Source organism: Collibacillus ludicampi, assembly GCF_023705585.1.
In the GTDB taxonomy this organism is placed as follows: Bacteria; Bacillota; Bacilli; order Tumebacillales; family BOQE01; genus Collibacillus; species Collibacillus ludicampi.
In genome coordinates this window covers 3513735-3539657 of record NZ_BOQE01000001.1, presented here as the reverse complement: position 1 = coordinate 3539657, position 25923 = coordinate 3513735, and the positions used below count along the sequence as shown (strand labels likewise).

24 protein-coding genes are annotated in these 25923 nt (G+C 45.3%); 13 read left to right on the top strand and 11 right to left on the bottom strand.

Annotation, left to right across the window (positions count from 1 at the left end; genetic code table 11):
* Positions 1-269: 269 nt before the first annotated feature.
* From tnpA to DNHGIG_RS17970, 5 genes are all read left to right on the top strand, one after another.
* Positions 270-587: an IS66 family insertion sequence element accessory protein TnpA gene (tnpA, locus tag DNHGIG_RS17990; protein ID WP_282200895.1), complete on the top strand. Its 318-nt coding sequence runs from the start codon at positions 270-272 to the stop codon at positions 585-587.
* Positions 581-937, top strand: a complete 357-nt coding sequence (gene tnpB / locus DNHGIG_RS17985) for an IS66 family insertion sequence element accessory protein TnpB (protein ID WP_282200277.1) — start codon at positions 581-583, stop codon at positions 935-937. Before tnpA ends, tnpB begins: the two co-directional genes overlap by 7 nt.
* A gap of 70 nt (positions 938-1007) precedes the next feature.
* Complete coding sequence (locus tag DNHGIG_RS17980; protein WP_282200894.1) at positions 1008-1643, top strand: IS66 family transposase zinc-finger binding domain-containing protein; 636 nt, start codon at positions 1008-1010, stop codon at positions 1641-1643.
* A complete protein-coding gene (gene tnpC / locus DNHGIG_RS17975) occupies positions 1597-2421 on the top strand; it encodes an IS66 family transposase (RefSeq protein WP_282201468.1) in 825 nt (274 codons plus the stop codon). Before DNHGIG_RS17980 ends, tnpC begins: the two co-directional genes overlap by 47 nt.
* On the top strand, positions 2364-2582 hold the full coding sequence (locus tag DNHGIG_RS17970) for a transposase domain-containing protein (RefSeq protein WP_282200893.1): 219 nt from the start codon (positions 2364-2366) through the stop codon (positions 2580-2582). The genes tnpC and DNHGIG_RS17970 overlap by 58 nt, the downstream gene beginning before the upstream one ends.
* Positions 2583-2619: 37 nt before the next feature.
* Here DNHGIG_RS17970 and DNHGIG_RS17965 read toward each other — a convergent pair whose 3' ends face one another.
* On the bottom strand, positions 2620-3216 hold the full coding sequence (locus DNHGIG_RS17965; protein WP_282200892.1) for a sulfite exporter TauE/SafE family protein: 597 nt from the start codon (positions 3214-3216) through the stop codon (positions 2620-2622).
* Positions 3217-3744: 528 nt separating this feature from the next.
* Here DNHGIG_RS17965 and DNHGIG_RS17960 point away from each other — a divergent pair.
* A complete protein-coding gene (locus tag DNHGIG_RS17960; protein WP_282200891.1) occupies positions 3745-3963 on the top strand; it encodes a hypothetical protein in 219 nt (72 codons plus the stop codon).
* A gap of 622 nt (positions 3964-4585) precedes the next feature.
* Complete coding sequence (locus tag DNHGIG_RS17955; protein ID WP_282200890.1) at positions 4586-4840, top strand: hypothetical protein; 255 nt, start codon at positions 4586-4588, stop codon at positions 4838-4840.
* A 1243-nt stretch (positions 4841-6083) separates the two neighbouring features.
* On the opposite strand, the gene DNHGIG_RS17950 is transcribed toward DNHGIG_RS17955, so the two are convergent.
* The gene (locus DNHGIG_RS17950) at positions 6084-7688 is read right to left on the bottom strand and encodes an NRAMP family divalent metal transporter (protein ID WP_282200889.1); all 1605 of its coding nucleotides are present in this window, start codon (positions 7686-7688) and stop codon (positions 6084-6086) included.
* Between the two features lie 815 nt (positions 7689-8503).
* Positions 8504-9493, bottom strand: a complete 990-nt coding sequence (locus DNHGIG_RS17945) for an NADPH:quinone oxidoreductase family protein (protein ID WP_282200888.1) — start codon at positions 9491-9493, stop codon at positions 8504-8506.
* Positions 9494-9924: 431 nt separating this feature from the next.
* Between DNHGIG_RS17945 and DNHGIG_RS17940 the strand changes: the two genes are divergently transcribed.
* Both DNHGIG_RS17940 and DNHGIG_RS17935 read left to right on the top strand, forming a co-directional pair.
* Positions 9925-10833, top strand: coding sequence for a DMT family transporter (locus DNHGIG_RS17940; RefSeq protein WP_282200887.1), 909 nt, complete (start codon positions 9925-9927; stop codon positions 10831-10833).
* A 396-nt stretch (positions 10834-11229) separates the two neighbouring features.
* Positions 11230-12354 (top strand): zinc-dependent alcohol dehydrogenase family protein, encoded by a 1125-nt coding sequence (locus DNHGIG_RS17935; RefSeq protein WP_282200886.1) that lies wholly within the window; start codon positions 11230-11232, stop codon positions 12352-12354.
* A gap of 104 nt (positions 12355-12458) precedes the next feature.
* On the opposite strand, the gene DNHGIG_RS17930 is transcribed toward DNHGIG_RS17935, so the two are convergent.
* A complete protein-coding gene (locus DNHGIG_RS17930; protein WP_282200885.1) occupies positions 12459-13595 on the bottom strand; it encodes a zinc-dependent alcohol dehydrogenase in 1137 nt (378 codons plus the stop codon).
* 620 nt (positions 13596-14215) lie between these two features.
* The gene (locus DNHGIG_RS17925) at positions 14216-15610 is read right to left on the bottom strand and encodes an MATE family efflux transporter (RefSeq protein WP_282200884.1); all 1395 of its coding nucleotides are present in this window, start codon (positions 15608-15610) and stop codon (positions 14216-14218) included.
* 312 nt (positions 15611-15922) lie between these two features.
* Here DNHGIG_RS17925 and DNHGIG_RS17920 point away from each other — a divergent pair, with 312 nt between their 5' ends.
* The gene (locus DNHGIG_RS17920; RefSeq protein WP_282200883.1) at positions 15923-17044 is read left to right on the top strand and encodes an FtsZ/tubulin family protein; all 1122 of its coding nucleotides are present in this window, start codon (positions 15923-15925) and stop codon (positions 17042-17044) included.
* Positions 17045-17122: 78 nt separating this feature from the next.
* On the opposite strand, the gene DNHGIG_RS17915 is transcribed toward DNHGIG_RS17920, so the two are convergent.
* Positions 17123-17755: a nitroreductase family protein gene (locus DNHGIG_RS17915; RefSeq protein ID WP_282200882.1), complete on the bottom strand. Its 633-nt coding sequence runs from the start codon at positions 17753-17755 to the stop codon at positions 17123-17125.
* A gap of 293 nt (positions 17756-18048) precedes the next feature.
* Between DNHGIG_RS17915 and DNHGIG_RS17910 the strand changes: the two genes are divergently transcribed.
* On the top strand, positions 18049-18210 hold the full coding sequence (locus DNHGIG_RS17910) for a hypothetical protein (RefSeq protein WP_282200881.1): 162 nt from the start codon (positions 18049-18051) through the stop codon (positions 18208-18210).
* A gap of 87 nt (positions 18211-18297) precedes the next feature.
* Here DNHGIG_RS17910 and DNHGIG_RS17905 read toward each other — a convergent pair whose 3' ends face one another.
* The 3 genes from DNHGIG_RS17905 to DNHGIG_RS17895 form a co-directional block, all read right to left on the bottom strand.
* A complete protein-coding gene (locus DNHGIG_RS17905; protein WP_282200880.1) occupies positions 18298-19119 on the bottom strand; it encodes an undecaprenyl-diphosphate phosphatase in 822 nt (273 codons plus the stop codon).
* Between the two features lie 236 nt (positions 19120-19355).
* Positions 19356-20237: a MurR/RpiR family transcriptional regulator gene (locus tag DNHGIG_RS17900; RefSeq protein ID WP_282200879.1), complete on the bottom strand. Its 882-nt coding sequence runs from the start codon at positions 20235-20237 to the stop codon at positions 19356-19358.
* A 252-nt stretch (positions 20238-20489) separates the two neighbouring features.
* The gene (locus DNHGIG_RS17895) at positions 20490-21839 is read right to left on the bottom strand and encodes an aspartate aminotransferase family protein (protein WP_282200878.1); all 1350 of its coding nucleotides are present in this window, start codon (positions 21837-21839) and stop codon (positions 20490-20492) included.
* Between the two features lie 308 nt (positions 21840-22147).
* Between DNHGIG_RS17895 and DNHGIG_RS17890 the strand changes: the two genes are divergently transcribed.
* Together DNHGIG_RS17890 and serC are read left to right on the top strand one after the other, a co-directional pair.
* Complete coding sequence (locus DNHGIG_RS17890) at positions 22148-22708, top strand: hypothetical protein (RefSeq protein ID WP_282200877.1); 561 nt, start codon at positions 22148-22150, stop codon at positions 22706-22708.
* Positions 22709-22812: 104 nt separating this feature from the next.
* Positions 22813-23910 (top strand): 3-phosphoserine/phosphohydroxythreonine transaminase, encoded by a 1098-nt coding sequence (gene serC, locus DNHGIG_RS17885; protein WP_282200876.1) that lies wholly within the window; start codon positions 22813-22815, stop codon positions 23908-23910.
* A 110-nt stretch (positions 23911-24020) separates the two neighbouring features.
* Here the strand turns inward: serC and DNHGIG_RS17880 are convergent, their stop codons facing one another.
* Both DNHGIG_RS17880 and DNHGIG_RS17875 read right to left on the bottom strand, forming a co-directional pair.
* Positions 24021-25001, bottom strand: coding sequence for a type I phosphomannose isomerase catalytic subunit (locus tag DNHGIG_RS17880; RefSeq protein WP_282200875.1), 981 nt, complete (start codon positions 24999-25001; stop codon positions 24021-24023).
* A gap of 1 nt (position 25002) precedes the next feature.
* Positions 25003-25923: an ROK family protein gene (locus DNHGIG_RS17875; protein WP_282200874.1), complete on the bottom strand. Its 921-nt coding sequence runs from the start codon at positions 25921-25923 to the stop codon at positions 25003-25005.

The following is a 25923-nucleotide window of genomic DNA, read 5'->3' as shown; positions in this document are numbered from 1 at the left end:
ACTGTATGCAAAGTAACAATCTTATATAAGTTTGACAGATACTTGTATAATAAGTAATAAAATGATGGCATGAATGAGTCTCCTTGCCCATTCTTTCGGAATGTGCGGAAGAAATCTTAAGGCTAACTCTGTTCCAAGAATAGAACCCAATGCTAAAGGAATAGCATATTTCCATTGGAAATATCGTAAGCGTCAAATACTCCCCACCTACTAACCTCGTTTTGTATTTGAGATAATCTCCTCAAGATATTCGGAGAGGAGAATTTTCAATGTCCCATGTAGAATTGAGAAAAGAGTGGGAGGTACGGATCGCTGCTTTTCGGGCTAGCGGACAGAGTGCATCAGCATGGTGTAGAGCTCATCAGTTGAAGCTTCATCAGTTCCGGTATTGGCTCCGGAAGATTGAACACAAAGAAGCCGCTGTGAACCCATCATCCAAATGGATATCGGTAGAAGTGGACGGGCAGACTGGCGAGTCTAGAAACACCTTGCTCGTTAGAGTAGGGCAAGCAACCGTAGAAATCCAGTCTGGCTTTGATCCTGCACTGTTGGCCGACGTCGTGCGAACACTCCAAACGTTATGCTAAGCGAAGCTAGCGTAGAGCGGGTATATCTGGCCAGCGGAAGCACCGATCTACGGAAATCGATTGACGGGTTAGCCGTACTCGTCAAGGAAGAGTTTGAACTCGACCCTTTCTCGCCCTGTCTCTTCGTTTTCTGCAATCGAAAGCGAGATAAACTGAAGATTCTTCGCTGGGAACACAACGGTTTCTGGCTCTATTACCGCCGGTTAGAGAAAGGAAAATTTCAGTGGCCAGCGGAAGCGAGCTCCGTACCGTTGAAAATCAGTCGTCGGGAGTTGCGTTGGCTACTCGATGGTTTATCTCTCGAACAGCGACAAGCTCACCCTGCGGTGACCGCGCGCACAATCGTATGATTCCACACATCCACCTATTTTTTTTGAATGGAAAAGGAATTGGCTGTACATTGTCGAAATCAATAGTATTATGAAAAATCATACATTGAACCCGACCCCTACTACAATAGAAGATCTCCAAAAAGAATGCGATTGGCTGAAAAAGCAAAATGCGGAACTGACCGCCAAACTGAAGTGGTATGAGGAGCAGTTTCGCCTCAGCCAACAGCGCCGGTTTGGCTCTTCGAGCGAACGAACGAATGCCGATCAGCTTGAGCTTTTTAACGAAGCCGAGGTGGAGGCAGATCCCACTGTAGAGGAGCCTACCCTCGAAACCATTACGTACCGCCGCTCCAAAAAACGCGGCCACCGGGAAACCCTGCTTGAAAACCTGCCAGTGGAGACGATCGAGTATCGCCTGCCATCTGAGGAGCAGGTTTGTTCGTGTTGCGGTGGTTCTTTGCATGAAATGAGCACGGAGATACGGCAAGAGCTGAAGATTATTCCGGCCGAAGTCAAAGTGGTCAAGCATGTCCGTTACGTCTACTCCTGCCGCCGTTGTGAGCGTGAGGAGACAAGTACGCCGATAGTCACAGCCTCTATGCCTGCCCCGTCTTTCCGGGAGTTTGGCTTCTTCTTCCAGTATGGCCTATATCATGAGTCAAAAATATGTGGAGAGCATGCCTCTCTACCGACAAGAGCAACAGTTTGCAAGCCTGGGGATTGAGTTGTCTCGTCAGACCCTGGCCAACTGGATCCTCTACGGAGCGAATACCTGGTTGAGTCTGCTCTATGATCGCATGCGCGAGCACTTACTCAAGCAGGACATTCTGCACGCAGACGAGACGACCTTACAAGTGCTCCGCGAACCGGGTCGGGCCGCACAGACGACTTCTTATCTATGGCTGTACCGCACCGGGAGAGAAGGTCCGGCCATCATCCTCTATGACTACCAGACGACACGGGCGAGCAAACACCCGCGTCAGTTTCTTTCCGGTTTCAAAGGGTACCTGCACGTCGATGGCTATGCGGGTTACCATGGGATACCGGATGTGACCCTGGTCGGTTGTTGGGCTCACGCCCGGCGCAAATTCGATGAGGCACTCAAGGCGCTGCCTGAATCGAAGCGCTCGTCACCGGTAGCAGCCAAAGAGGGACTCAATTTCTGCAATCAACTCTTTGCGATTGAACGGGACTTAAAGGAGTGCACGCCTGAGGAACGTTACCAAATCCGTCAAGAACGCAGCCGCCCTGTGTTGGATGCTTTTTGGCATGGCTACGTACCCAGAAACCGAAAGTGTTGCCCAAAGTGCGTTCGGTCAGGCAATCTTGTATTGTCTGAACCAGTGGGAAAAATTAGAGGCGTTTTACAAGATGGGCGATTGGAGATCGATAACAACCGAAGTGAACGCGCGATCAAACCGTTTGTGATCGGTCGCAAAACTGGTTGTTCTCCAATACCCCGCGTGGTGCAAAGGCGAGTGCGATCATTTACAGTATCATAGAGACAGCGAAAGAAAATGGATTACATCCCTATTCCTATCTTACCTATCTCTTTGAGAAACTACCTAACCTAGATATGAAAGACAAAGATTCCTTAGATCAGCTTCTCCCTTGGTCAGAAAGCCTACCGCTTACCTGCCGGGCTATAAAAAAGAATACGTAAATCATACGAAAATCCCCATCTCTTCAAAAGGTGGGGATTATTTTACGCTTACGAAATATCCAGTATGATAGAAAATAATAAAAGCTCCAACACAACTTCCTAAAATGAGTATTCGTGTTAGATGAACTGCCTGAATGTACGCTCCAGTCAACTTGATATAATGAAGAATACCAAAGGTTGAAGATCCTGGGCCAAATCCGCCGTCATATATAGCAATGAGGAATGTCCAGAATAGATCCATCTTCTTAGTGGAAAGCGCTTGTTTTTGATCTTCCCAATTCCATTTTCTTATAGAAATTAACAGAACAAAAATGAGTAGACCGATCGCTACTTGATTCATCGTCTTTTCGTTTACATGGGAGGTAAAGAAGGCACCGACGAATCCACCTACTATGGCAACAAATACATATCTTAATGTTTGTTTCAATGTAATGGCCTTTTGTTTTATGAGTGTAACAACACTAGAAAAAGAAGCAATCCCTGAAGAAAATTTATTTGTAGCTACTCCTATCTGAACAGGAAGTCCAAAAAGCATCATAGCTGGTATGGTTATGAGTGCTCCTCCGCCAGCTAAAGTTCCTAAAAAGGAAGCAAATAATCCAATTAAAAATAGCAAAATCCATTCTTGATACATGTCTATTATCCCTTCAAAAGTAGACTAGCTTTTCTCCTCGCATTTTTGTTTTTATTGCTTGAAAATCTGCACTCTATATATTGAAAGTTCATCCTATCAGCTACGAGAGGAATTTCAGGTTGGGGATTTTCCCCAATGAATAATAAAAAAATTATTGGCGATACTTTTTGCTATTTCATTGGGTTAGAATAACCTTCATGGTTTTCAGTACTTCACTCTCCTCTTAAGAAATCCAAATTCGTTATCATCTCATACTATTCTATATTTTACAAAAAACTTCCTTGTTTACGAATATCTTGATTATCTTTTCCAGTTTGAAGCAGAATTCGCAGTAGCGATCCAAGAAGCTATCTATCACCATGATTTTCTAAGACAAGGCTTTTATCATCATCGATTTTGAATACCTGTCTCTTACCAACCTACTGAATAGACACATCAAAGAAAGGTACTCCGAAGGAAAATCAAAAACATCATCGCATAGAATAAATAATGTTTAGCGATTTCTATACGAAAGAGGGGTGAAAATAATTGGTTGCTATCAACGGGTGGAACGTTCAAGCTTTGGATAACGCAACATCATTATTTATATCCCAAGACCAACGCACGGTACTGGTTCGCGCGAATAACCAATACCTAAGTGAAATTACGATTGGTGATACCATATTGATTTCATCATCTCCCGAAAGCGAAGTTCGCGTCGATGCCGAAAACAAGAAAATTACCGTTGGTTTGAAATTGCGTCGTTAGAAGTGAGTGGTACCGTTCGAAGAAAGACGTTTTGAAAGTCATCACTTCAACTCTAATTCATTTAGATTCAAGAAGGGTCAGCTGATTTGTTAGCTGACTCTTCTGCTTCACCTCGAAAATACAAGCCTACAAACATCACCATAAGTCACGGGAAGTTTAGGACAGTAAGCTCCTTCACATCTGTCTTCCGGTTCTCACCGCCGGCCAAACGAATCCGGAACTTCTCTCTTCATTCGTACTCCTAGTGAGAGTATCTCATCGTCAAAAATTCTAGCACTTTCTGAACTTCCCGGATACCCGCTCATAAACTTCCGAAAATCAAACCGATCCATGAAGGCATTTGAGATTTTACTTTACCTTCTGTGCAGGAAGGTTTTTTATTTTCTTAAAACGTTAACGAAGAAATTTGTTTTATAAACTATATAATCTGTACCTTTCCATTTGTTTGTCTCTTGAATTTTCTATATAAAGGGGTGAGTTTATATGGCGCGAAGAACTACCGGACGTCGTACAACTGGGCGTAGACTAGAGGACGTCGCACAACAGTTCTTTAGGACTACAGGACGTCGTACAACCGGGCGTAGAACAACAGGTTTCAGGAGTACAGGTCGTAGCAGAACTGATGGTCGTCGCAGAACCGATGGTCGTCGTAGAACCGATGGTCGTCGCAGAACCGATGGTCGTCGTAGAACCGATGGTCGTCGCAGAACCGATGGTCGTCGTAGAACCGATAGTCGTCGCAGAACCGATAGTCGTCGCAGAACCGATGGTCGTCGTAGAACCGATGGTCGTCGCAGAACCGATGGTCGTCGCAGAACCGATGGTCGTCGTAGAACTGATCGTCTCCGTGTTCGAGTATCAGCGATTAATGGTGTGAGAAGGCCTCGTCGTAGAATAGTCATCACTCTCAGACCGGGTCATCGTATAGTGGTTCGTTGCAGTCCTATGCGTCGAAAGCGTAAGCGTCGTATGCGTCGTCGCGGTGGATGTTAGTTAAGTAAGCACCTGCAGGTTGCAGGTGCTCTTTACTATTAACCATAAATTCCTAAAAGTTATATAAGCTGTCGAATGAGCAGACAATTTACCCCTAACCTATTATCGTGACGAAGCTCAGTGTTTGATAGGAGTGTGGGTCATATTTCAGAAATCAAAAGTAGGCATAACAAAAACAACAAAGAGAGTCCTCAAAAGCAGACTCCCTTTGTTGTTACATACCAAGCTCCTCAAGCGGAGTGTTCATTAGTCGCGCGGTACTTTTAGAATATATTTGCTGTGGTAAATACCTACCCACGTTAGAACTTTATTATAAAAAGCTCTTTTCGTATAATTTGTTGCTTTTCAGATTCATGCTTTTGATTTTTAGTCGAATGAACTCCCAGACTCTGACCCTCGCTCATCGACGACCCGTGGTACGGCGACGACCCGTGGTACTGCGACGACCCGTGGTGCGGCGGCGACCCGTGGTACGGCGACGGCCTGTCGTGCGGCGACGGCCTGTGGTACGGCGACGGCCTGTCGTGCGGCGACGGCTTTCTGACTCTGACTCGGACTCTCTTTCACGACTCTCTGATTCAGACTCTGATTCTCTTTCACGACTCTCTGACTCGGACTCTCTTTCACGTCGCTCCGACTCGGACTCATGTCTCTCAAACTCTGACTCTGATTCTCTTTCACGACTCTCTGACTCAGACTCATGTCTCTCAAACTCTGACTCAGACTCTGACCTTCTTCTCACAAACACTCTCTTAAACTCTCTCTTCTCTTTCACAAACTCAAACTCAGACTCAGACTCTGACTCGTGTCTTTCTGACTCAGACTCTCGCTCATGTCTCTCAAACTCTGACTCAGACTCTCGCCTACGTCTTTCTGACTCTGACTCGGACTCTCTTTCGCGACTCTCCGACTCAGACTCTCTTTCACGACTCTCTGACTCAGATTCTCGCCTACGTCTCTCTGACTCTGACTCGGACTCTGACTCTCTGCTTGACATAAACAATTTCCAATCGTCCATAATCTCATCTCCTTGTAATTTTCTGATTTACTATATTAAATTAAAATTCAAAAAGAAACGGACAGATGACATATTCTAACGTCGAAATCGTCCCCTTGATGATTGAAAATTAATGTCCAAATGCGAGTTGCACAGCTTTTACAATCAACATAATGACCGCTACGAGCAGGTAGCCGCGCAATAGGATCATGCCCAACTTCCGTGTCTTCGTCCATACGGGTTTCGGAAGCGTACTTAATGGGGGCATCCGCCAAGTCAAGCGATCCTGTTCAGGTTCGAGAAGGGTGGGATTTTTCCCTCGATGACGAAAATATAGCAATCCAGCGACTAGAAGTCCGATCACCAAAATGCCCGCCAAAATCTCGGTCAAGAGTCGTACATTCACGTCAGGGAAAAGGGTTGTCGCGGCAAGGATAAATGAGAGCATGACCAATACACCGACAATGATACTGCTTACTACATTCAGCCACATTTTGTTGACCCAAGGACCAAGAACATCCTTATCATTGCACAGCAAGAGCAAGAAGACTGTTGCACTAGGAAGCAATACACCCGCGAGCGCCTGCACCGCCGTTGTGATGAGGCCTAGGGGTGCATGGGGGATCAGTACAATCCCTCCGGATATCAATATGAGAATGGTGTAGCTGACATAAAAGCCCAGAGCGTCCCTCCAGTTCCGATGCAAGGAATGTTTAATGCCAAACACATCGCCAAAAGCATATGATGTGGAGAGCGTAACAGAAGCCGCACCAATCAGTGAAGCGTTTATCAATATAATCGCAAAAAAGTCGCCCGATAACGGCCCGACTTTTTCGGCCAAACCTTTTGCGACCGCACCAGCATCGGTGAACGCACCCAAAAGATTTGAACCCTGAAAGGCGAAAGCAGTAGCGATAATTAAAGCTGCCGCACCGAGAATCACGACGAATGCACCGATGATCGTATCCGCCCGTTCGTAGGACATCCAACGTGGAGTCAGACATTTATCGATCACGTTAGACTGCTGGAAGAACAGTTGCCAAGGTGCAACTGTGGTACCGACCAAACTAATAATGAGCAACAGTGCATCCGAGTTCAGGCCACCTTGAACATGGGGGACACAAAAATCGTGTAGAACTGAACCGGCATGAGGATGGCTCCTGATCGCGAGTGGAATCACTAAAAAATTAGCTAAGATGAAAAGGTACATGAACGTCTCCCAGCGTCGGAAACTGCCAGTCACAGTCATTGCAATGAGTAGCAATGCGGCCATTGGGACGGAAATATATGGACTGACTCCGAAATACGACATCGCCAAGTCGATTCCGATAAACTCTGTGATAAGAGTCAGACAATTGACAATAAAAAGATCTCCGACAGAGAAAGCCCCCCAGAATCGTCCAAAACGTTCAAAGACGAGACGGGCGTGGCCTACTCCAGTCACGAGACCCAGACGTACGACCATCTCTTGATTAACGATTAATACGGGAATGAGAAGCAGAAGCACCCACAGCAAACTCGTTCCATAGTTCTGCCCGGCCTGTGCATAAGTAGCGATACCTCCTGCGTCGTTGTCGCCCACCATGACGATGAGACCGGGACCCATTATAGTCAACAGAGTACGAAGGCGGGCACCCCAAGTTTTACGTGGAGCTGTATCCTCTTGGCGGATAGTTCCAAACGCTCCACGAATGTCGCCTTCTTGATCGCTGAAGTACTGTGGGCCATCTCCCATATCTATCACCCCTTCAAGGACTGAATGATCCTCATGATATATGAAACATAAGACTGTTTCGATGGCAAATTTGAATGCTACAAGCAAAAATTTTATACTATCAGACCGCATCAAGTCATTTCGTGAACCTCATTTCTTCCTTTTTAAAATGAATGTTTTAGCAAAATGGACGAATTGATGTACATTTATACGGATTTGTTCGCTATAAGGCGGTTGAATGAAATGAGTTTGCCATCAGATCCCCTTCCATTATGTTATGCTCGTAAATAATTTTTGATAGTTTTAGAGGATAGCCGTCCATCCCATCATCTCCCGTATGCTTCCATAAGAAATTACCCTGTGAACCGGAATTTGTCGAGATCGTCGAGCATGAGCTTCCTAAAAACGAAGAAAAAAGTTTGTTATGAGTAGCACCACGTCTAACCATGCTAGTTTACGTATCCGTTATTCTTTTAGGTATAAGACTCAACATGATTGTGATGGCCGCAAAATTCCGTGACTTATAAATTACCATCACGAAATGATCATAAATGAATCCTCTCTACTACAACCTTTGGTAGACAATCTATCGATTATTTAGTTCATAAAAACTGTCCATTATGTAAAGAAATAAAAAAGGAGCAAAATACATGCTCCTCTACACTAGAATCCCGTTAGCTTAATTACTTGAATTGTTTAAGAGGGAACAGCTTTTGCTAGATAGCCCTCCAACTGCTCGGCTGTATCGATGACCGGCAGAAAGACACACCCGTTTCGGCAGCCGTCAGGCCTCCGAGATCATTGGGTTGGTGGATCCTCATTAGATCTCTGAAACTCTATAATTTTACAATTGTTCGGCCGCGAATTTCCCCTTTTAGAATTCGCGAGAGCACTTCCGGCAATTCATCAAGCGTGACATCCTGAGCGATATCGGTGAGAAGAGTTTCTGGTTTCAAATCAGTTGCCATGCGTTTCCACAAATTCACCCGGATTTCCATTGGACAATAAACCGAGTCTATTCCAATCAAGTTCACGCCACGTAAAATGAAAGGAAAGACTGTCGTCTGCAGATCGCTTCCGCCCGTCAATCCGCTGACAGCGACAGATCCTCCATATTTTAATGTACTGAGGATGTAGGCAAGGGTTCTGCCGCCCACTGGATCGACAGCTCCTGCCCACCGCTGTTTGTCTAGCGGGCGGATTTTTTCAGGTATCAGCTCTTCCCTTGGAATGACTTGCTTGGCACCAAGGCGTAATAAGTACTCGTGCTCCGAGGCTTTACCCGTACTAGCGACAACTTCGTATCCTAACTTGGACAGCATTGCAACAGCAAAACTACCGACTCCTCCCGTCGCTCCTGTGACCAAAACTGATCCTAAATCAGGATGCAAACCGAACTCTTCCAATCGTTGAATCGACAAAGCGGCTGTAAACCCCGCGGTTCCAAAGACCATTGCTTCTTTCAGAGAAAGTCCTTCTGGAAGCGGAACAACCCACTCTGCAGGAATTCGGGCATATTGGCTGAAACCGCCGTAATGGGAGACGCCGATTTCGTAAGATGTGGCCAATACTTTGTCGCCTTCCCGAAATCTCGGATCATCAGAGGAGATCACGGTACCAGCCAGGTCAATTCCAGGAACAAACGGGTAAGATCTCACAATATTGCCGTTTGGGATGGCAGCCAGGCCGTCTTTGTAATTGACACTAGAATAGGCAACTTGAATCGTTACATCACCTTTCGGCAGATCGCTGAAGGTCAATGACTTGATTTCAACGGTAAAACGATCCTCTTTCTTGTCGACTACGAGCGCACGAAATTCTGTCATCACACATAACCTCCTGTTGAGATGATTCTAACTCCACTTGAATACCCCAAAATCGTCAGTTAGGTTGTGGTGCAACTAATTTCTGATAAGAAACCAGTCGAGTCCGATATACTATGTAATATAGACTCATCTTCTAAAAAGATATGAGCCATCTCACCCTCTAGGGTTGAATGAGGTTGTCCAGACCCAAGCTACGATGGGGAATGAAAAATGGCTTAATCTCAGATTAACCTAAATGATAAAGTTTTGCACGAATTATTTGAGAAGACTCAAGCCGTATTCTCCTCGCTCAAAAGCAGGGATGTATGAGGAGAAATATCGTTGGTTCAGATAGCCATTGTGAACTTGTAAACTCTGTGAAGGATCGCCTATCTCTTTTTGTATGCGTTTGCTATAATAGATTGCGAATCTTTTGAAAAGAGGTATATCGGATGAAAGCGAGATTGTTTCTGGTTTTAGCGAACCTGTTTTGGGCGGGAAATTACATATTCGGGAAATATGTGGTGGCGGACATGAGCCCCGTTTGGCTCACTTTTTTGAGGTGGTGCTTGGCTCTCCTGTTTCTCATCCCCATTTCTTATAGAACGGAAAAGCCGGACTACAAAGCTGTACTGAAGACGTATTGGCTATCTTTGGCAGTTCTAGGGCTTCTCGGCATCATCGGCTACAACCTGCTGCTGTACGCTTCCCTTCGATACACCTCGGCGGTCAACGCGTCTTTGGTTAACGCGTTGTGTCCGGCGATGATTGTCCTTTTTTCTTTGGTTTTGCTCAAAGAGAGGGTGACTTGGCTTCAGATTGGCGGGTTCTTTCTATCGCTGATCGGAGTGGTTTTCGTTCTGACAAAGGGAAACGTCGCCTATGTCTTCCAGACACACTATAACCGTGGGGACTTGCTGATGTTCGCGGCTGACTTCGTGTGGACGCTCTATTCGGTTGTGGGTAAGCGGATAGACGTTCCACCGATTACCGCAACAACGCTATCGGTCGCGTTCAGTGTCGTCATGTTGCTGCCTTTCGTGGTTGCCCATCCGATCCGTTTTGCAGGCGTCAGCGCGCTGGCGTGGAGTGGGATCATTTACATATGGCTGTTCCCCTCGGTCTGCTCGTTCGTTTTTTGGAACATCGGTGTGAAGAAGATCGGCGCCAATCAAGCGGGGATTTACCTAAACCTTCTTACTCTCTTTACCGTCATCATCGGTTCGCTGACGGGGGAGAAACTTCTCCTTTCCCAAATCGCTGGAGGGGTTTTGATCATTTTGGGAGTCGTCGCGACCACCGGAAGCTCTAAAAAAGCCATGAGGGCGCGCGAATCAGATAAGGTGGCACAATCGAATTGAAGTAAATGAAAAAGAGATCGCCTGGATCTCTTTTTTCTACGCCTTTTAGACCCTTCCACAATCCGTTTGGCTCGTTGTTTTGCCTCGAACAGATTAATCTCCGATTCTAGTCTCCGTGCGATCTCCTGCGAAGAGTCACAGCATACCCAGCAAACTGCTTTGTGTCTATATCGAAATAAAAAATAACTTGGGGATAGATTTGTGATACCATTGTGTTGTAACAACTTCAAACTTTGTGCCATCGGAATATACATTGACCTTATCGTATAAAAATTCCTAATACAAAATCTCTTCGAAACGTATTCATACCTTCATAGTTTCCAGCATGTACAATATCTTCATAGTAACCTCATTGGGCAAAACGACTGTGATTCCAGTCTGAGAGGAGAAGTAATGATGAAGATTCGTGCTGCCGTTTTACATGAAATGAACTTACCGGCACCGTATGCAGTAAGCCGTCCACTGAAGATCGAAGAATTAGAGTTGGATCCGCCAAAACGCGGGGAGGTACTGGTACAGATTAAAGCAGCCGGTTTATGCCACTCTGACCTTTCTGTGATTAACGGAGACCGCCCGAGGCCGTTGCCGATGGCGTTAGGTCATGAAGCGGCTGGTATTGTTATTGAGGTCGGTGAAGGTGTAACGGATCTACAAAAGGGAGATCACGTTGTTTGTTCTTTTGTACCTAGCTGCGGTCACTGCTTACCTTGCCAAGAAGGTCGCCCGGCTTTGTGCGAACCGGGAGCGAAAGCAAATGCTGAAGGTACGTTACTTAGCGGAGAACGCCGTATTCATTTACACGGAACAGACATTCATCATCATCTCGGAGTTTCTGGTTTTGCGGAATATGCAGTCATTGCTCGAAATTCATTAGTTAAGGTTGATCCAGAAATCCCCCTAGATAAAGTGGCTATCTTTGGTTGTGCTGTGATGACTGGTGTGGGAGCTGTTGTTAATACGGCAAGGGTTGAACCAGGAAGTACAGTAGCCATTGTTGGACTTGGCGGTGTAGGATTAAGCGCTTTACTTGGGTCGATTGTCGCTGGAGCAGGAAAAATTGTTGCGGTAGATGTCAATCCTTACAAACTAGAGCTAGCCCAAAAATTAGGAGCGACTCACGTATATAATTCTCGCGATCCAGAGGTGGTTCACCATGTTCGTGCATCAACAAACGGGGGTGTCGACTATGCATTTGAAACAGCAGGTGTCATACAGGCTATGGATATCGCATATCGGATTACAAAACGTGGAGGAATGACGGTAACAACAGGCTTACCACACCCAGATCATCAATTTTCCATTCCACAAGTGACATTAACTGTTGAAGAAAGAACGATTAAAGGCTCCTATGTAGGAAGTTGTGTTCCATCAAGGGATATTCCTCGTTTCATTGAATTGTACAAACAAGGTCGACTTCCTGTAGATAAGATTTTAACCGATCGGTTACCTCTTGACCAAATTAATGAAGGATTTGATCGATTAGCCAGAGGAGAAGCATCTCGATTGGTAGTAGTCATGTGATAAACCTTGTCGTGATACCTTGACCCAAGGCAGCGTTGGCTGCCTTCGGGGCCAAACCATTTTGAAAAGAATCGATTCGAACACCCTACACTTGACAACAAACATTAAAGTTTTAGCACAACTTTGATACAACCATCTTTCTTCGCATCAAAGATCTCATACGCATGTTTCGCTTGTTCCAAAGGAAGTCGATGCGTGATAATGTCGGTGGGATCAAATTCCCCTCTTTGGATCATGGAATATAAATGAGGCATGTAATGAATCACGGGTGCTTGTCCCATCTTGAGTGTGATGTTGCGCGCGAATAGGTCTCCCAAGGGGAAAGCGTTATAACGCATGCCATAGACGCCCACTAGTTGAATGGTGCCTCCTTTTCGAACCGCCTGACTCGCTATCACAATGGCACCCATCGCTCCTCCCTGCAACTTCAGCGCGGTTTCCACCGTTTCGAGGAATGTCCTTTTTCCATCCATCCCTACGCAATCAATGACCACATCAGCGCCACCGTGAGTCATCTCTTTCAAATGATTTCCAATATTATCTTCCGTGGTAAAATCAACGACTTCCACTTGATTAACTTTTTTGGCAAGCTCCAAACGATACTGTATGTAATCCACCGCAATCACGCGCTTGGCTCCTTTTAACCAGGCAAATTTCTGGGTTAAAAGTCCAACTGGTCCACATCCTAAAACGATGACGGTATCCCCGGGTTTCACTCCCGCTGTATCTACCCCCCAATACGCGGTAGGTATGATATCGGCGAGAAAAAGAATTTTTTCATCTTCCAGTTCACAATCGTCCGGTACACGAAAAGGTGTAAAATTTCCGTAAGGCACCCGCAAAAACTCCGCTTGCCCGCCGGCATAGCCGCCAAATGTTTCAGAATAGCCAAAGTAAGCGCCTGCATCTCCATGGGGATTGGCATGATCGCATTGGCTTTCCAATTGGTTTTTACAATAGAAACATTCTCCGCATGCGATGTTAAAGGGGATGATCACACGGTCACCCTTTTTTACTTTGGTAACTTCCGGTCCTACTTCTTCTACAATCCCCATCGGTTCATGCCCAATAATAAAATCGGTAGGCATATTCGGGATCATTCCGTGGATTAAATGAATGTCAGAACCACAAATCGCCGTACTGGTAATACGGACTACAATATCGTCACTTTTCTCCAGTTTCGGATCGTCCACTTCTTTGACCACTACGTTGCGTATCCCTTGGTAGGTTACAGCTTTCATCTTCTCACCTCTGTCAGAGATTTTTACAGCTTTACTTTATCCAGAGAAGCAAAACGAGATACAAAATCTGCACTTTATAGGAATAAAAACGCCCCTTCACTTGAGAAGGGACGTCTGTATTTCAGCAGGTTTGAACTCATGTACAACGCTGGAGTAGACGGCTATGAAGCGAGGGAGCATTAAAATGGTTACAGGAAGGAACAAAAAATCGCCTGCAAAGAGGCGGATTTCTTGGGTTAATATTGTAAAATACAGGGGGTCTCGATTGTTGTATTTGGGGAAGATGAACGAATCAGAATCATTTTATGTATATATTGTATAAATAACCCTTGCTTCTTCTCCCTGTGAAAACACCGGACGTAGACACTCCCCTTTCATCGATTATTTGTAGTGGTAGTCTCATGTTTAAATTATAGGACCTGTTTATTAGAATTTCCTTAGAGAAATGTGGAATAAATGTGTAAAACATATGGAGGATGTTTGTAAATCGACTGAAATATAGGGGAATCAATTAGAGCCTCCCGGTTGGGTAGGCTCTTTTTTTATAAGTCCGTCATAGGCATTATCTATAGGAGAAAATCCCGAATGGCACAAGTCGCCATCGCTTCAAGCAAGGGTATTCACTGCGTGGAGGATTCGAAAGAAAAAGGTTTGTTATGTCCGCAGCAACAATCGGGTGAAGTTTTGAACCGAGCTCTGAACCGAATAAACAAAAATAGAGCACGAACAAACAAGTCAATGGCAATGGATAACCAAACCCCGGCAATTCCCATATGGAACTGGATTCCCAGTATATAAACCCCTACAACACGAATCATCCACATGCCAATTGCGGTACTATACATGGGACTTATCGTATCGCCTGCTCCTTGTAAGGCTCCTGCCAAAACCAAACCGACGGCTAATGCTGGTTGAGCAATAGCATCGATTCGTAACGCCGTAACAACCATATCAATGGCAGATTTATCTGAGGTAAACCAGGTTGCAAACCAAGGGGAGAAGAAAAATAACAGGATACCTATAAAGGACATAAATATGATGGCAACACCAGTCGTTAACATTCCATACGAATAAGCATCTTTTGTTCGCTTTGCCCCGATATGTTGACCCACTAATGTGGTAGCGGCGACCGCTAATCCGTATCCGGGCATATAAGAGAATGTTTCGATGTTCCCTGCAATCGTATGAGCTGCATAGGTTTCGGTTCCTATACGGACGATCAAGCCAAGATAAAGTACCTGCCCTAAACGCATGATTAAGCGTTCTATGGCTGCCGGCGTGGAGAGTTTCAAGATAGGAGATGTATATGGCTTTGCGTTCACTGAGGTATCTTTGAATGAAATCTTCGAATTATATATGAAAGAAAAAAGAACGATTGTTCCAAGAGCCCTCACAATAACAGTCGCCCATGCTGCACCTGCAACCCCTAAACCATTGAATCCAAACACCCCAAAAATCAAAATGTAATCCAAACCTATATGAATCAGGTTCATCCACCCGCTGACCTTCATGGGTGTTTTCGTATCTCCGGATGCTCTTAAAAGACTACCAAAAATAAACATTAACGAAATGAAGATAGAGGGAACGGCAACGATACGAAAATAGGCAGCCCCTACAGCTAGAACCTTTGGTTCCGCTCCCATGATTTTAAGGAATGGTTCTGCAAAAAAGAGAGTGATCAGACCAAAGAATAAACCCGCCATCGCAGAAATCCGTGTGGATTGTTTCGCAATCGCTTTCGCCTGTTCCCAATCCCCAGCACCCACACTGCGTGCGACGAGGGAAGAGGATCCGACTCCGATGGCCATAAAAATGGCGATATAGACAGCTAAAACTGCATTCGCTACACCAACCGCTGTAACTTCTGTTAATCCCAACCGAGACACGAGAAGCGTATCGACAAAACCGACGACTGTCTGAAGAATATTCTCTATCATCGCAGGAACAGCCAATGAGAGTATTTTCGAAATCTTTTGTTTGGACGTTTGTTTATGGGCTATATCTACTGAAACCATCAAAATCACTTCCCCGACGAATCAAATTCTCTAACACTTTCTGTTTTGTGTATGTTCACTCAAAAATGATTCCTTTACGCGATTATATCCCCCTATGGGGGTTATGTCGACGGGTCATTCCTTTCCCAAAGAAACTGAAGAGCCTGCACATCCAAGCTAATAAATGGAAAAACCCAAAGATCTTATGATAATCTATAGGATTGGATTTAAGAAAATTACGAATAATGAAAGACCGAACCAAAATATCATGTATAATGGCATGATTATCTGCTCCCCCCCTATCGCGGGATACCCTACCTAAGGAGGAATATCATGAAACCTATAGGTATACTTGGGGTTGGTCAAGCTGGTGGGAATATCGCGGAAATAGCAGCCACTTATGGGTTCACAACCGCCATCATCAATACCAATGCCAACGACACGATTTCAAATTCGAAGGTTCCCAACAAGTATTATGTCCCTGGTCGCAATGGTGCGGGTCAAAATCGAACGGTAGGCATTGAGGCTGTTCAATTTCACTGGGATGAGATATGTAAATTCGTAGGCCAATCCTTTAAGAATGTGAAAGTCTTGCTCGTCGCGTTCTCGACGGATGGCGGAACCGGGTCCGGAATGGGCCCTATACTCATCGACGTATTGACCAGCTACCTTCCTGATACGATTATTGGAGCTATCGCCATCCTCCCCGAGAAAAACGTCCTTGCCGGCAATAAGATGAACGCTTCGAAAGCGATGGCCGAACTTTCCGCGATTGAAGGAATTGGGCCCGTATTCATCGTGGATAACGAACAAGTTCGCAAGACGAATCCACAAGCGACAAAGTCCCAATTGTATCAAATCGTGAACACGCAAGTGATTCGATCATTTGATGCGATCCTCCGGATCACAACGAAGTCCTCTCCGTTGGGCAACTTTGACGAAGCTGACCTTCTTAATGTTCTCAATACTCGCGGTGCAGCCATCATTTCAACGACGGTTGTGAACGATTGTAAGACACAAGCTGAAGTATCTAACCAATTCAATTTATCCCTAATACGTTCGGTATTCGCACCGATTGAAACGGTAGGTGTTGTTAAAGCTGGTCTGATTTACGAAGGTCCCGAAGGATTATCAAAATTAATCAGTGTACCGGCACTCTTCGAAAGAATAGGTGAACCCCTGCTTCTCTTTGAAGGCAACTATCCGAATGAATCGGACGCTGTCATCACTTCCATTCTGACTGGACTTCCCTTCCCGGAAAAACGTTTGAACCTGATGAAAGAGAGCCTCGAACAGAACAGGGAGCGATTACAGTCTCTGGTCCAAAAAGCACGGACGCAAAAATACGAAGCGAAAGTCGATTGGGTATCGTCTCTCACCCATTCTACTCTCAAGAAAGACCATATTCCCAATGATGTATCGGTGGTAGCGAAGCTCGCAAAATACAAGCAATAATTTATGAAATGAAAAAAGCGAATCAAGGGGAATCGGACTTCGACTCACTTGATTCGCTTTCTCTATTGGATCAAACGTTTAAAATTTTTCTTTGATCACCAGTTGTTCGAGCGGGAAACGCTTGGTAGGATGCGCGGGTGCAGCCGCTTTCCCGAGTGTGAGCATCATCACGGGAATGAAACGTTCCGGAATGTTCAGTTCTTGTACGATTTTCTGGCGATCAAAACCGCCCATCGGGCAGGTATCATAACCCTTCGCCTTCGCCGCCAACATCAGCTGCATCGCCGCAAATCCTGCGTTCAGAATCGCTTCGTCACGCCGGAATTGGTTATTCTGATATGCGTTTTTAATATTGCCTAGAAGAGTATCGTACGCTTCTTTTGACATCTTCCCAGCTTCCAATGCCGGACGGAAGACGGCTTCTGCCGACCGATCTGCCTCGACATCACCGAGGATGACGATGACGGCCGAGCATTCGACAACTTGTTGTTGATTATAGGCAATCGGCAGCAAGCGTTCCTTGCTCTTTTGGTCGGTTACGACGAGGAAGCGCCAATGTTGCAAATTCCAGGAAGACGGAGCCGTTGCCGCCAGTTCCAGAATTTCGTTCAGTTCAGATTCCGGAATCGTTACGTCTTTTTGATATTTGCGAACGGAATGGCGGGCACGCATACTTTCTTCAACGGTCATTTGTGTATCAGTTGTTTGCATGTGGGATCCCCTTTCTAGAAAGATCTTAATGAAGGTGCATCGTTTACCAAATGGTACTTTCCTATTTTAACATAGTAACTATTCTTTTAGAAGTAGAAAGTTCATCTTTTAAGGGTTCACTCGTACTTGGAAACGAAAGTATCTTTGTTTTTGCGAGCCGCCTTTTTAGAATTGAGCTTTCTCATTCTTTTTTATTCTTCTCACCGGAATATGGAAAGTCCCTAGGGAATCGCGAACTTTACGACATGAATCATGGAACACAAGCATATAATTTGTACTGAGGTGTTCAAATGATGGTTCTCGTTGTGTTTTTTGTGGCGGGTGCATCCGGAGTTACCCTGATCACTCACTACTTGACGAAAAAAATGACTTCCTTTTTTATATATAACCCACGGGACATCGAGCATCTGATCAAACAGATAGAGGAATTGGAAAGGCGGCCCTATTTATCGTGAGCCGCCTTGTTTATTTAGGCATTTCTATCTGATCCATTCAGGCCTCTTTTCGGCACAAGTCTATTCATTCGTAAAGGTTCGCACCGACTAAAAAATAGAGGTGATAAGGACTATGGCTCCTACAGCCCAGCAGTAATAAGCAAACGGGCGCATCGCATCAATTTCATTCTTCTTAAACCAGCGCATGAGAATCCAAACGGCCAAGAAAGCGAATAAACCGGAAAAAATTCCGCCGATGATTGAGATTTGGAACAAGCCATGCACACCTGATTTCGCTAGTTTAGGAATTTCCAGAACGCCAGCTCCCAAAATAATCGGAGTTGCCAACAGCATGGAGAAGCGGGCAGATGCTTCGTGCTTTAGACCCATCCAGAATCCGGCAGTCATGCTGGAACCGGAACGGGAAAAACCGGGAATTAAAGCTAAAGACTGAAACAAACCAATAATAAAGGCTTGTCTAACGGATAAATCCGTAACCTCTTTGGTTCCACGATTTCTCATTTTCTCTCCAAAATAAAGGAAGAAGCCGTTGATTATTAAGAAGATAGCGGCGCTTGTCACACTGCTGAACAGATGGCGAAGTGGCTTTTCAAACACAGCTCCGATCACAGCGGCCGGAATGGTGGCGACAATGATTAAAAGGAGCAGTCGGCGCGCATCCCGGTTACGGCTGTCGAAGACGGAGCGAATGAGCTCGATCCAGTCGTTTCGAAAGAAAATGAGCAAGGCTACCGCAGTTCCTACATGCAGCATGACAACATAAGGTAGAAAGTGCTCCTTCAGAAATTCAGGGTCAAGATTCCAATGAAAAACATAAGGTGTGAGCACCCCATGGGCAACGCTGCTGATCGGAAATAATTCCGTAATTCCCTGGATTATGGCAAAAATTAACGTTTGCAATAGATTCATCGATCTACCTACCTTTCTGAAGTCCCATAGCTACAAATTTTTGTTCCGTGATTATAATAGCAAATTTTCGTTAAGATAAAATTAATTTTTTCATCTTGTGACTCTTGTCTCTTCGGTACATGCTCTGCACGCTGTACCCCAAAAAAGAAAAATCTCCGCAAAATGATTGCGGCAGGCGCCAACTAGTAACCCTTGATTTCACCGCTGCAAATGTTGCGAAGCCATGAAAGTACCCATTATTCATTCGCCATCGTTTTCTTCGGATCGATATATACGTGAAAGTCTTGCCAAATATCTTCCAATGCTTGCAGTCCTTCCGCCAGTTGTTCCGAAGTCCGGTTCGCCAGAGCGCGCAATAACGCCGTAATAAGCGAAAGCGGTGCTACGAAGGAATCCAAATGGGACGCGATTCCCGTTGGCGTAAATAACACCTCATCCGCATACGGAACAAGGGGTGAGGAGGGGTAATCGGTGAGTGCGATAATATGAGCACCTTTCCTTTTCCCGTATTTCAGACATTCAACCGTAAAGCGGGAATAGCGGGCAAAGCCAATTCCCACCATGACATCATCCCGAGCTACGCGATGGAGCAAGTCAATCGTTCTGGGTTCTCCGGTAAAAAGAACCACATCCTTTTTGAGCAAGTGGAGATAAAACTCAAAAAACAGACCTAAGGCCACCGAACTGCGCGAACAGACAATTCCGACGGTGTTTGCCTTGGTCAAACGATCAACCGTTCTTTCAAACGATTCGAGATCCATCCGCTCCATCATCATCGTGATATTTTGCACATCATCCTCAAAAAATTGTATGATCGTCCGATGTTCATCAGTTTTTACCGCTCGTGATAACTGAAATCGTTCACTCGTTGTCAGGCGTGACCGCACCAGTTCTTGCAATTCCCGTGACAGCGCCGGAAATCCTGAACAGCCGACAAAAGTAGCAAAACGGGTTACTGTCGAATCACTGACACCTGCCCTGGCAGCGAGCTCACTTACCGTATAAAAAGCCGCCGTCTCAGGATCTTGCAGGATCACATCAGCGATCATTCGTTGAGACGGACTCATTTGCGCATAGAGCTGCGTAATCCGCTGTAAAGCTGATGGCCCATGTTCCATCGAGATCACCTCAATCTAACTATACCATGACCACCCGCCAGAGGGAATTTCCCCCTGTCTTTAATCGACTGTTTTCGTTTATGCGATCACCCATGCCTCTTTTGGCTTCAGCAGAGGATAGAAAAGGTTCCTCGGGTGGTGATACCTCTTTGCAGCGAGGTAGCGACTTTGAAAGTCGTCTCGCAACCTCTGATATTTCAGAGGCGAGACGACTTTCACGGAGCCCGAGCGCAAAGAGGTATCACCCGCAAGTCACAACTTCTTCAAAACAGCAAAACTTCTTTCAAATGCATCAACGGTCGCTCTGATTTCTTCATCGCCATGAGCTTCAGACATGGAGAAGCGATTCAATGGCTTCGAATAGACGCCATGATCCATTAATAGAAAATCGAGGGCAAGCCTAACATCTTTTCGAGCGAAACGCAAATCGCGATAATTGGTTATTTCGCCTTCGACGAGAACCACGTTAAATATAGTCCCTTCCCCGATGGTTTTCACAGGAATACCGTAATGTTGGCCGAGGGATTCGATCTCATTCCGCAAACGTGTCGTTCTCGCGACAATTCTCTCGAACGTTCCCGGTTGAGCTACATGACGAATCGTCGCCAAACCCGCCGCAAGAGACATCGGATTTCCGTTGAATGTTCCGCTATGAAACACCGTCTCCCCTCGATTGCGTGAATGACTGGGCGAAGCGAGTTCAAGAATCTCACGTTTTCCCCCGACCACACCGATCGGGAAACCTCCCCCGACGATTTTCCCTAATGCGGTAAGATCGGGTTGAACCCCATAGAACGCCTGAGCACCTCCCAAAGAAATGCGAAAACCCGTTTTCACTTCATCAAAGATTAAGACAATACCCAGTTGCTTGGTGAGCTCGCGCAATCGCATGACGAAATCACGGTTGGCCGCTATATATCCCGACAACATCGGTTCCAGAATCACGGCACCGATCTCGTCTTTCCTCTTCGTTAAGATGGTTTCACATGCGGCCCAATCGTTGAACGGCAGAACCACTGTATGCTTGAGATAATAATCCGACATCCCATAAGATTCCGGTATGGCCTGGGGAGATTGCGGATCTCCTGCCCGTTCCCAATCAGGGTTCACGCTCACCAATACCTGATCATGACTTCCGTGGTAATGCCCTTCAAATTTGGCAATATGGCTTTTCCCCGTAAAAGCCAGCGCGAGACGTAGAGCAAACAATGTGGCTTCTAAGCCGGAATTCGTAAACCGTACTTGTTCAAAGCTGGGGTAAAGCGTTTTTAATTCTTTTGCCATATCCAGTTCCAAGGGATACGTAGCTCCGAAACTGCTCGTCCCCTGTTCTTGCCACACCCGTTGGACGGCTTCCCGTACGCTCGGATGTCCGTGTCCTAATAAGAGTGCTCCGTATGAAAGAAGGTAATCGACATATCGCATGCCATCAAGATCAAATAACCAGGCACCTTTTGCTTCTTGAAAAGTGATCGGGAAGGGTTCAAAAAATCTTAGATTTCCGTTGACCCCTCCTGTTATATGATTTTTTGCCTGTTCAAAAAAAGAAGCAGACTTTGGACGCTTCTCACGGTAATGGGCTTGCAAAGCAGAAATGTTCACCTTTTACACCTCCAACGAGTTTATGAAAATATTATTTCATATTTATTTAATATATGCAAATAAAATTTCAGAGCTTTAGAAAAGATGCTCTTCCTCCCCAACTCTCCTCTTTCCACATTCGATCCATTCATCGCCAAATGAAAGGGAATTGTGAATCCAAGTATGTAATTCCTCGATCTCTTACGAAGTACTATAGAAGTACTAAAAATGGTCTACAAACTGAACCAACAGATCTGGAGGGAGGTTTTCATTACAATCGGATTCCTTATTCAAAGTAAGTTTCCGGTTGTGATCAAAAAGGAATGAATTTGTCACATCGATTCGCGAAAATGTTATTTCCGAAGTTGGTATTGGAGTTGGATCGGTTAAGACAGAAAAACAAAGAATTGTCAGTAGAACATGCCGAGATGGAATCCCAATATGAAGTTTTACAGAACAGTTTGAAGGGAATTTACAAAGCTCTGCAAAAGTTTCAGCTGCTTGCGATCGAACAGGTTAATAACGGGGAATTAGCAATGGTTTTGCGGCATGATATCAGTCCGTCCGACCTGCAAATTCTTGTCTACGATCTTGATTTCTTGGAACCCTTCGCTTTTATGGAACTTACGTATGATCGAGAGCTGCGAATCATCCATATTAACCGGATGGAAACGAGTGAAAGCAATCAAAGTTACGGTTCTCTTGCGATGAAAGGGCTTTTTAAAATCGCCGAATCACTTTGGATTCGAAAAATTGAAGGCGAGATTACACCGGTAGACGGGGATCATCTTGACCGCCTCAAGTCGTTTTATGAAAAGCATCAGTTTCATGTCCGACTCAGCAACGAGAAAAAGTACGCGAAAATCGTCTGGAAGCGGGCACAATCATGATTCGTGCCCAGTTTCTGTGTTCAAACTTTGATCATTCTTTTTTGTCATAAAATATGGGCGAATCAGGAAGGTCTATGTTAGAATGAAGGGAAGGAGTGAGGGAAATGTTAGAGGAGTTAAAAAGAGCGAAAAATTTTAACGCTGGGCCTTCCGCATTGCCTCTCGAAGTCTTGCAACAAGCGCAACAAGAGATCGTAGACTTCAAAGGTACGGGCATGTCGATCATGGAAATGAGCCATCGCAGCAAAACATACGAAGACGTGCACAATGAAGCCCAGGAGCTATTGAGAGAACTGATGGGAATACCCGAAAATTATCACATCCTTTTCCTGCAAGGCGGCGCCAGCTTGCAGTTTAGTATGATCCCCATGAACTTTTTACAGCGAGGACAGGCTGCCGGTTATGTATTGACGGGCAGCTGGTCTGAAAAAGCGCTGAAAGAAGCGCAACTTCTCGGGGAAACATTCATCGCCGCTTCGACCAAAGAAGGCAACTACCGTCGCATCCCCTCTTTGGATGAGCTGCAATATGACCAGAATGCCGCTTATCTGCATATCACGACAAACAACACGATCTTCGGGACGGAATGGTCAGAGTATCCAGACACCGGAAATGTTCCGTTGATCGCCGACATGTCCAGTGATATCCTTTCGAGACCGATTGACGTAAGCAAATTTGCGTTGATTTATGCCGGCGCGCAAAAAAATTTGGGGCCTTCAGGGGTTACTCTGGTGATCATCCGCGATGACCTCGTGGAAAGAGGCACGCAAGACATTCCGACGATGTTAAAATACAGCACTCATGCGAAAAATAATTCCCTTTACAATACACCGCCGACATTCGGGATCTATATGTTGGGGCTCGTCGCAAAGTGGGTGAAACAACAAGGCGGTGTTGAAGCGATTTATAAACGAAATTTGGCAAAAGCTCAATTGATCTATGACGTCATTGATGCGAGCAACGGGTTCTACCTGGGGCATGCGGAAAAGAACAGCCGTTCTTTAATGAATATCACCTTCCGCTTGAAAACGGAGGAACTAGAAAAGAAATTCCTGGAAGAGTCGAAGCAACAAGGATTTGTCGGCTTGAACGGTCACCGCTCCGTCGGCGGTTGCCGCGCTTCTACCTATAATCCCGTACCAGTGGAAAGTTGCATCGCTTTAAAAGAATTCATGGAAGAATTCCAGAAAAAAAACGGATAAATGATCAGAGAAACCCTTGTCTCAAGTTGTTTTCGAGACAAGGGTTTTCTGATCATAAAGAAAGGGAAGGCCAACCGTTCCGCTTACGCCTTCTCTGCCTAGTTGCGCTTCTAATAATATGTACGCAACAATCGTATCTTAGATATCGCATGAATTTCATACGTGTCCATCGTGCTGGGAATTAATACAGTGTCTCCCTGCTTCAAGGAAAGGGATTCGTACTCCCCGTCTGTCTTCAGAACCCCTTCTCCCTCAGCAACAATAAGAATATCAGGATTCCCTTTTTTACCGATTTTCATCGAATAACAAGAATCTTCGATCGAAATTTTTTCAATAACAAAATAAGGACAAGTCGCCAACTGTTCATGGAAAATTTTTCTTGTTTTTTGTAAAATTCGTTGCATGGTAGAACAATCTTGGAAAATTTGATCTTGTCCATATCGCATAACATCAGCCGCTTTTTCAATATGCAGTTCCCGTCCCTTTCCTTGTGCATCGACCCGATCCCAATCATACACGCGATAAGTCACATCGGATGTTTGCTGAATCTCAATCAAAGTTGTTCCAGCAAGCAAGGCATGCAGGGTTTGAGAAGGGATAAATACGAATTGGTCTTTTTTAATTTCTATATAACGCAAATAGTCTTTGATCCGTTTTTGTTTCACCGCAGAGAGAAACTCTTCCCGATTTTGAAAAGAGTGTCCATAATTGATTAGGCCCCCTCCCCGACAATCCAATATATACCATGCTTCTGTTTTTCCAAAATCACCTTCGACTTCTTGGGCATATTGGTCATGTGGGTGAACCTGGACTGACAGATCATCTTCCGCTTCCAGAAATTTTATCAGGAGAGGAAAACGGTTTTGAGGTGAATTTCCTAAATAAGCTTGCGGATATTCTTTAGTTAGTTCAACCAGAGATTTACCAGCAAAGTGGCCATTCGTAACCATGCTTGTGGCATGAGGATGACCCGATAACACCCAATACTCGCCAATCGGTTCTTTTCTTGTTTCGCCGAAGAGCGACTTGAGTTTGTGCCCGCCCCAAATCCGTTGGTGAGCAATCGGGGCGAATTTAACAGGATAGAACATGCTATTTTTCCCCTTTCTTCTTGAAGAAGACAGCCGCTGCTCCAATCACTCCCGCATGTTGCCGTAAGGAAGCGGGAACCACCTGGGTTTTGCAACCATCCGGATTCAGGGCATAGCTGTGAATATAGGATTGCACCGCTTCAAACAGTGGAGCCCCCACTTCCGATACCCCTCCTCCAATTACAATTTTTTCCGGATCAAATAAGTTGATGAGCGTCACACATCCGACTCCTATCGCGTTAAACACCTCTTGAATAAAAGGCACAATCTTCGGTTCTCCCTGCTGATAAAGCTGGAAGACCTCCTTAGTCGATAACGGTGTACCCATGATTTCCGATCCGCGACGGGCAATGGCTGTTCCGGACGCAATCCATTCCAGACATCCTTTTTGCCCGCAAGTACATTTTCCATAAGAGGGATCAATGACCATGTGTCCAATATCACCGGCATTCCCCCGTGCACCGGTGAACAGTTTCCCATCCAAATAGAGTCCTGCTCCGATCCCTGTGCTTATCGTTAAATAGATAAAATGCTCGCTTTCCTTTGCCGAACCCACCCATTTTTCAGCCAAAGCCGCAGCATTCGCATCATTTTCGAGGAACACAGGAAAGGAAAATCGTTCCTTGAACCATTCTACAATCGGGACATGGATCCAACGGGGTAGATTGGGAGGACACGTAATACAGCCTTTTTTAGCATCTAAAGGGCCAGGTGCGCCAATGCCAATCCCCGCCAATTGTTCCAAGGGAATATGAGATTGTTGGATAAGTTGTTCAACCGTTTCAATGATCTCCTCGATCACTTCTCGGGGAGAACGTTCCAAATCGGTAGGAATAATCGTTTGGGAATGCAATTGACCAGCCGCATCCACAATTCCCACAGCCACTTTTGTACCTCCGATGTCAATACCTATGGCGTACAT

What these genes read in the sequence shown, in the direction of transcription:
- serC (WP_282200876.1), top strand. Translation starts at nt 22,813, where the DNA reads ATGTTAGAGGAGTTAAAAAGAGCGAAAAATTTTAACGCTGGGCCTTCC.
- tnpC (WP_282201468.1), top strand. Translation starts at nt 1,597, where the DNA reads ATGCCTCTCTACCGACAAGAGCAACAGTTTGCAAGCCTGGGGATTGAG.
- DNHGIG_RS17915 (WP_282200882.1), bottom strand. Translation starts at nt 17,755, where the DNA reads ATGCAAACAACTGATACACAAATGACCGTTGAAGAAAGTATGCGTGCC.
- DNHGIG_RS17875 (WP_282200874.1), bottom strand. Translation starts at nt 25,923, where the DNA reads ATGTACGCCATAGGTATTGACATCGGAGGTACAAAAGTGGCTGTGGGA.
- DNHGIG_RS17950 (WP_282200889.1), bottom strand. Translation starts at nt 7,688, where the DNA reads ATGGGAGATGGCCCACAGTACTTCAGCGATCAAGAAGGCGACATTCGT.
- DNHGIG_RS17955 (WP_282200890.1), top strand. Translation starts at nt 4,586, where the DNA reads ATGGTCGTCGCAGAACCGATGGTCGTCGTAGAACCGATGGTCGTCGCA.
- tnpA (WP_282200895.1), top strand. Translation starts at nt 270, where the DNA reads ATGTCCCATGTAGAATTGAGAAAAGAGTGGGAGGTACGGATCGCTGCT.
- DNHGIG_RS17910 (WP_282200881.1), top strand. Translation starts at nt 18,049, where the DNA reads ATGGTTCTCGTTGTGTTTTTTGTGGCGGGTGCATCCGGAGTTACCCTG.
- DNHGIG_RS17920 (WP_282200883.1), top strand. Translation starts at nt 15,923, where the DNA reads ATGAAACCTATAGGTATACTTGGGGTTGGTCAAGCTGGTGGGAATATC.
- tnpB (WP_282200277.1), top strand. Translation starts at nt 581, where the DNA reads ATGCTAAGCGAAGCTAGCGTAGAGCGGGTATATCTGGCCAGCGGAAGC.
- DNHGIG_RS17940 (WP_282200887.1), top strand. Translation starts at nt 9,925, where the DNA reads ATGAAAGCGAGATTGTTTCTGGTTTTAGCGAACCTGTTTTGGGCGGGA.
- DNHGIG_RS17930 (WP_282200885.1), bottom strand. Translation starts at nt 13,595, where the DNA reads ATGAAAGCTGTAACCTACCAAGGGATACGCAACGTAGTGGTCAAAGAA.
- DNHGIG_RS17935 (WP_282200886.1), top strand. Translation starts at nt 11,230, where the DNA reads ATGAAGATTCGTGCTGCCGTTTTACATGAAATGAACTTACCGGCACCG.
- DNHGIG_RS17880 (WP_282200875.1), bottom strand. Translation starts at nt 25,001, where the DNA reads ATGTTCTATCCTGTTAAATTCGCCCCGATTGCTCACCAACGGATTTGG.
- DNHGIG_RS17900 (WP_282200879.1), bottom strand. Translation starts at nt 20,237, where the DNA reads ATGGAACATGGGCCATCAGCTTTACAGCGGATTACGCAGCTCTATGCG.
- DNHGIG_RS17925 (WP_282200884.1), bottom strand. Translation starts at nt 15,610, where the DNA reads ATGGTTTCAGTAGATATAGCCCATAAACAAACGTCCAAACAAAAGATT.
- DNHGIG_RS17905 (WP_282200880.1), bottom strand. Translation starts at nt 19,119, where the DNA reads ATGAATCTATTGCAAACGTTAATTTTTGCCATAATCCAGGGAATTACG.
- DNHGIG_RS17980 (WP_282200894.1), top strand. Translation starts at nt 1,008, where the DNA reads ATGAAAAATCATACATTGAACCCGACCCCTACTACAATAGAAGATCTC.
- DNHGIG_RS17965 (WP_282200892.1), bottom strand. Translation starts at nt 3,216, where the DNA reads ATGTATCAAGAATGGATTTTGCTATTTTTAATTGGATTATTTGCTTCC.
- DNHGIG_RS17945 (WP_282200888.1), bottom strand. Translation starts at nt 9,493, where the DNA reads ATGACAGAATTTCGTGCGCTCGTAGTCGACAAGAAAGAGGATCGTTTT.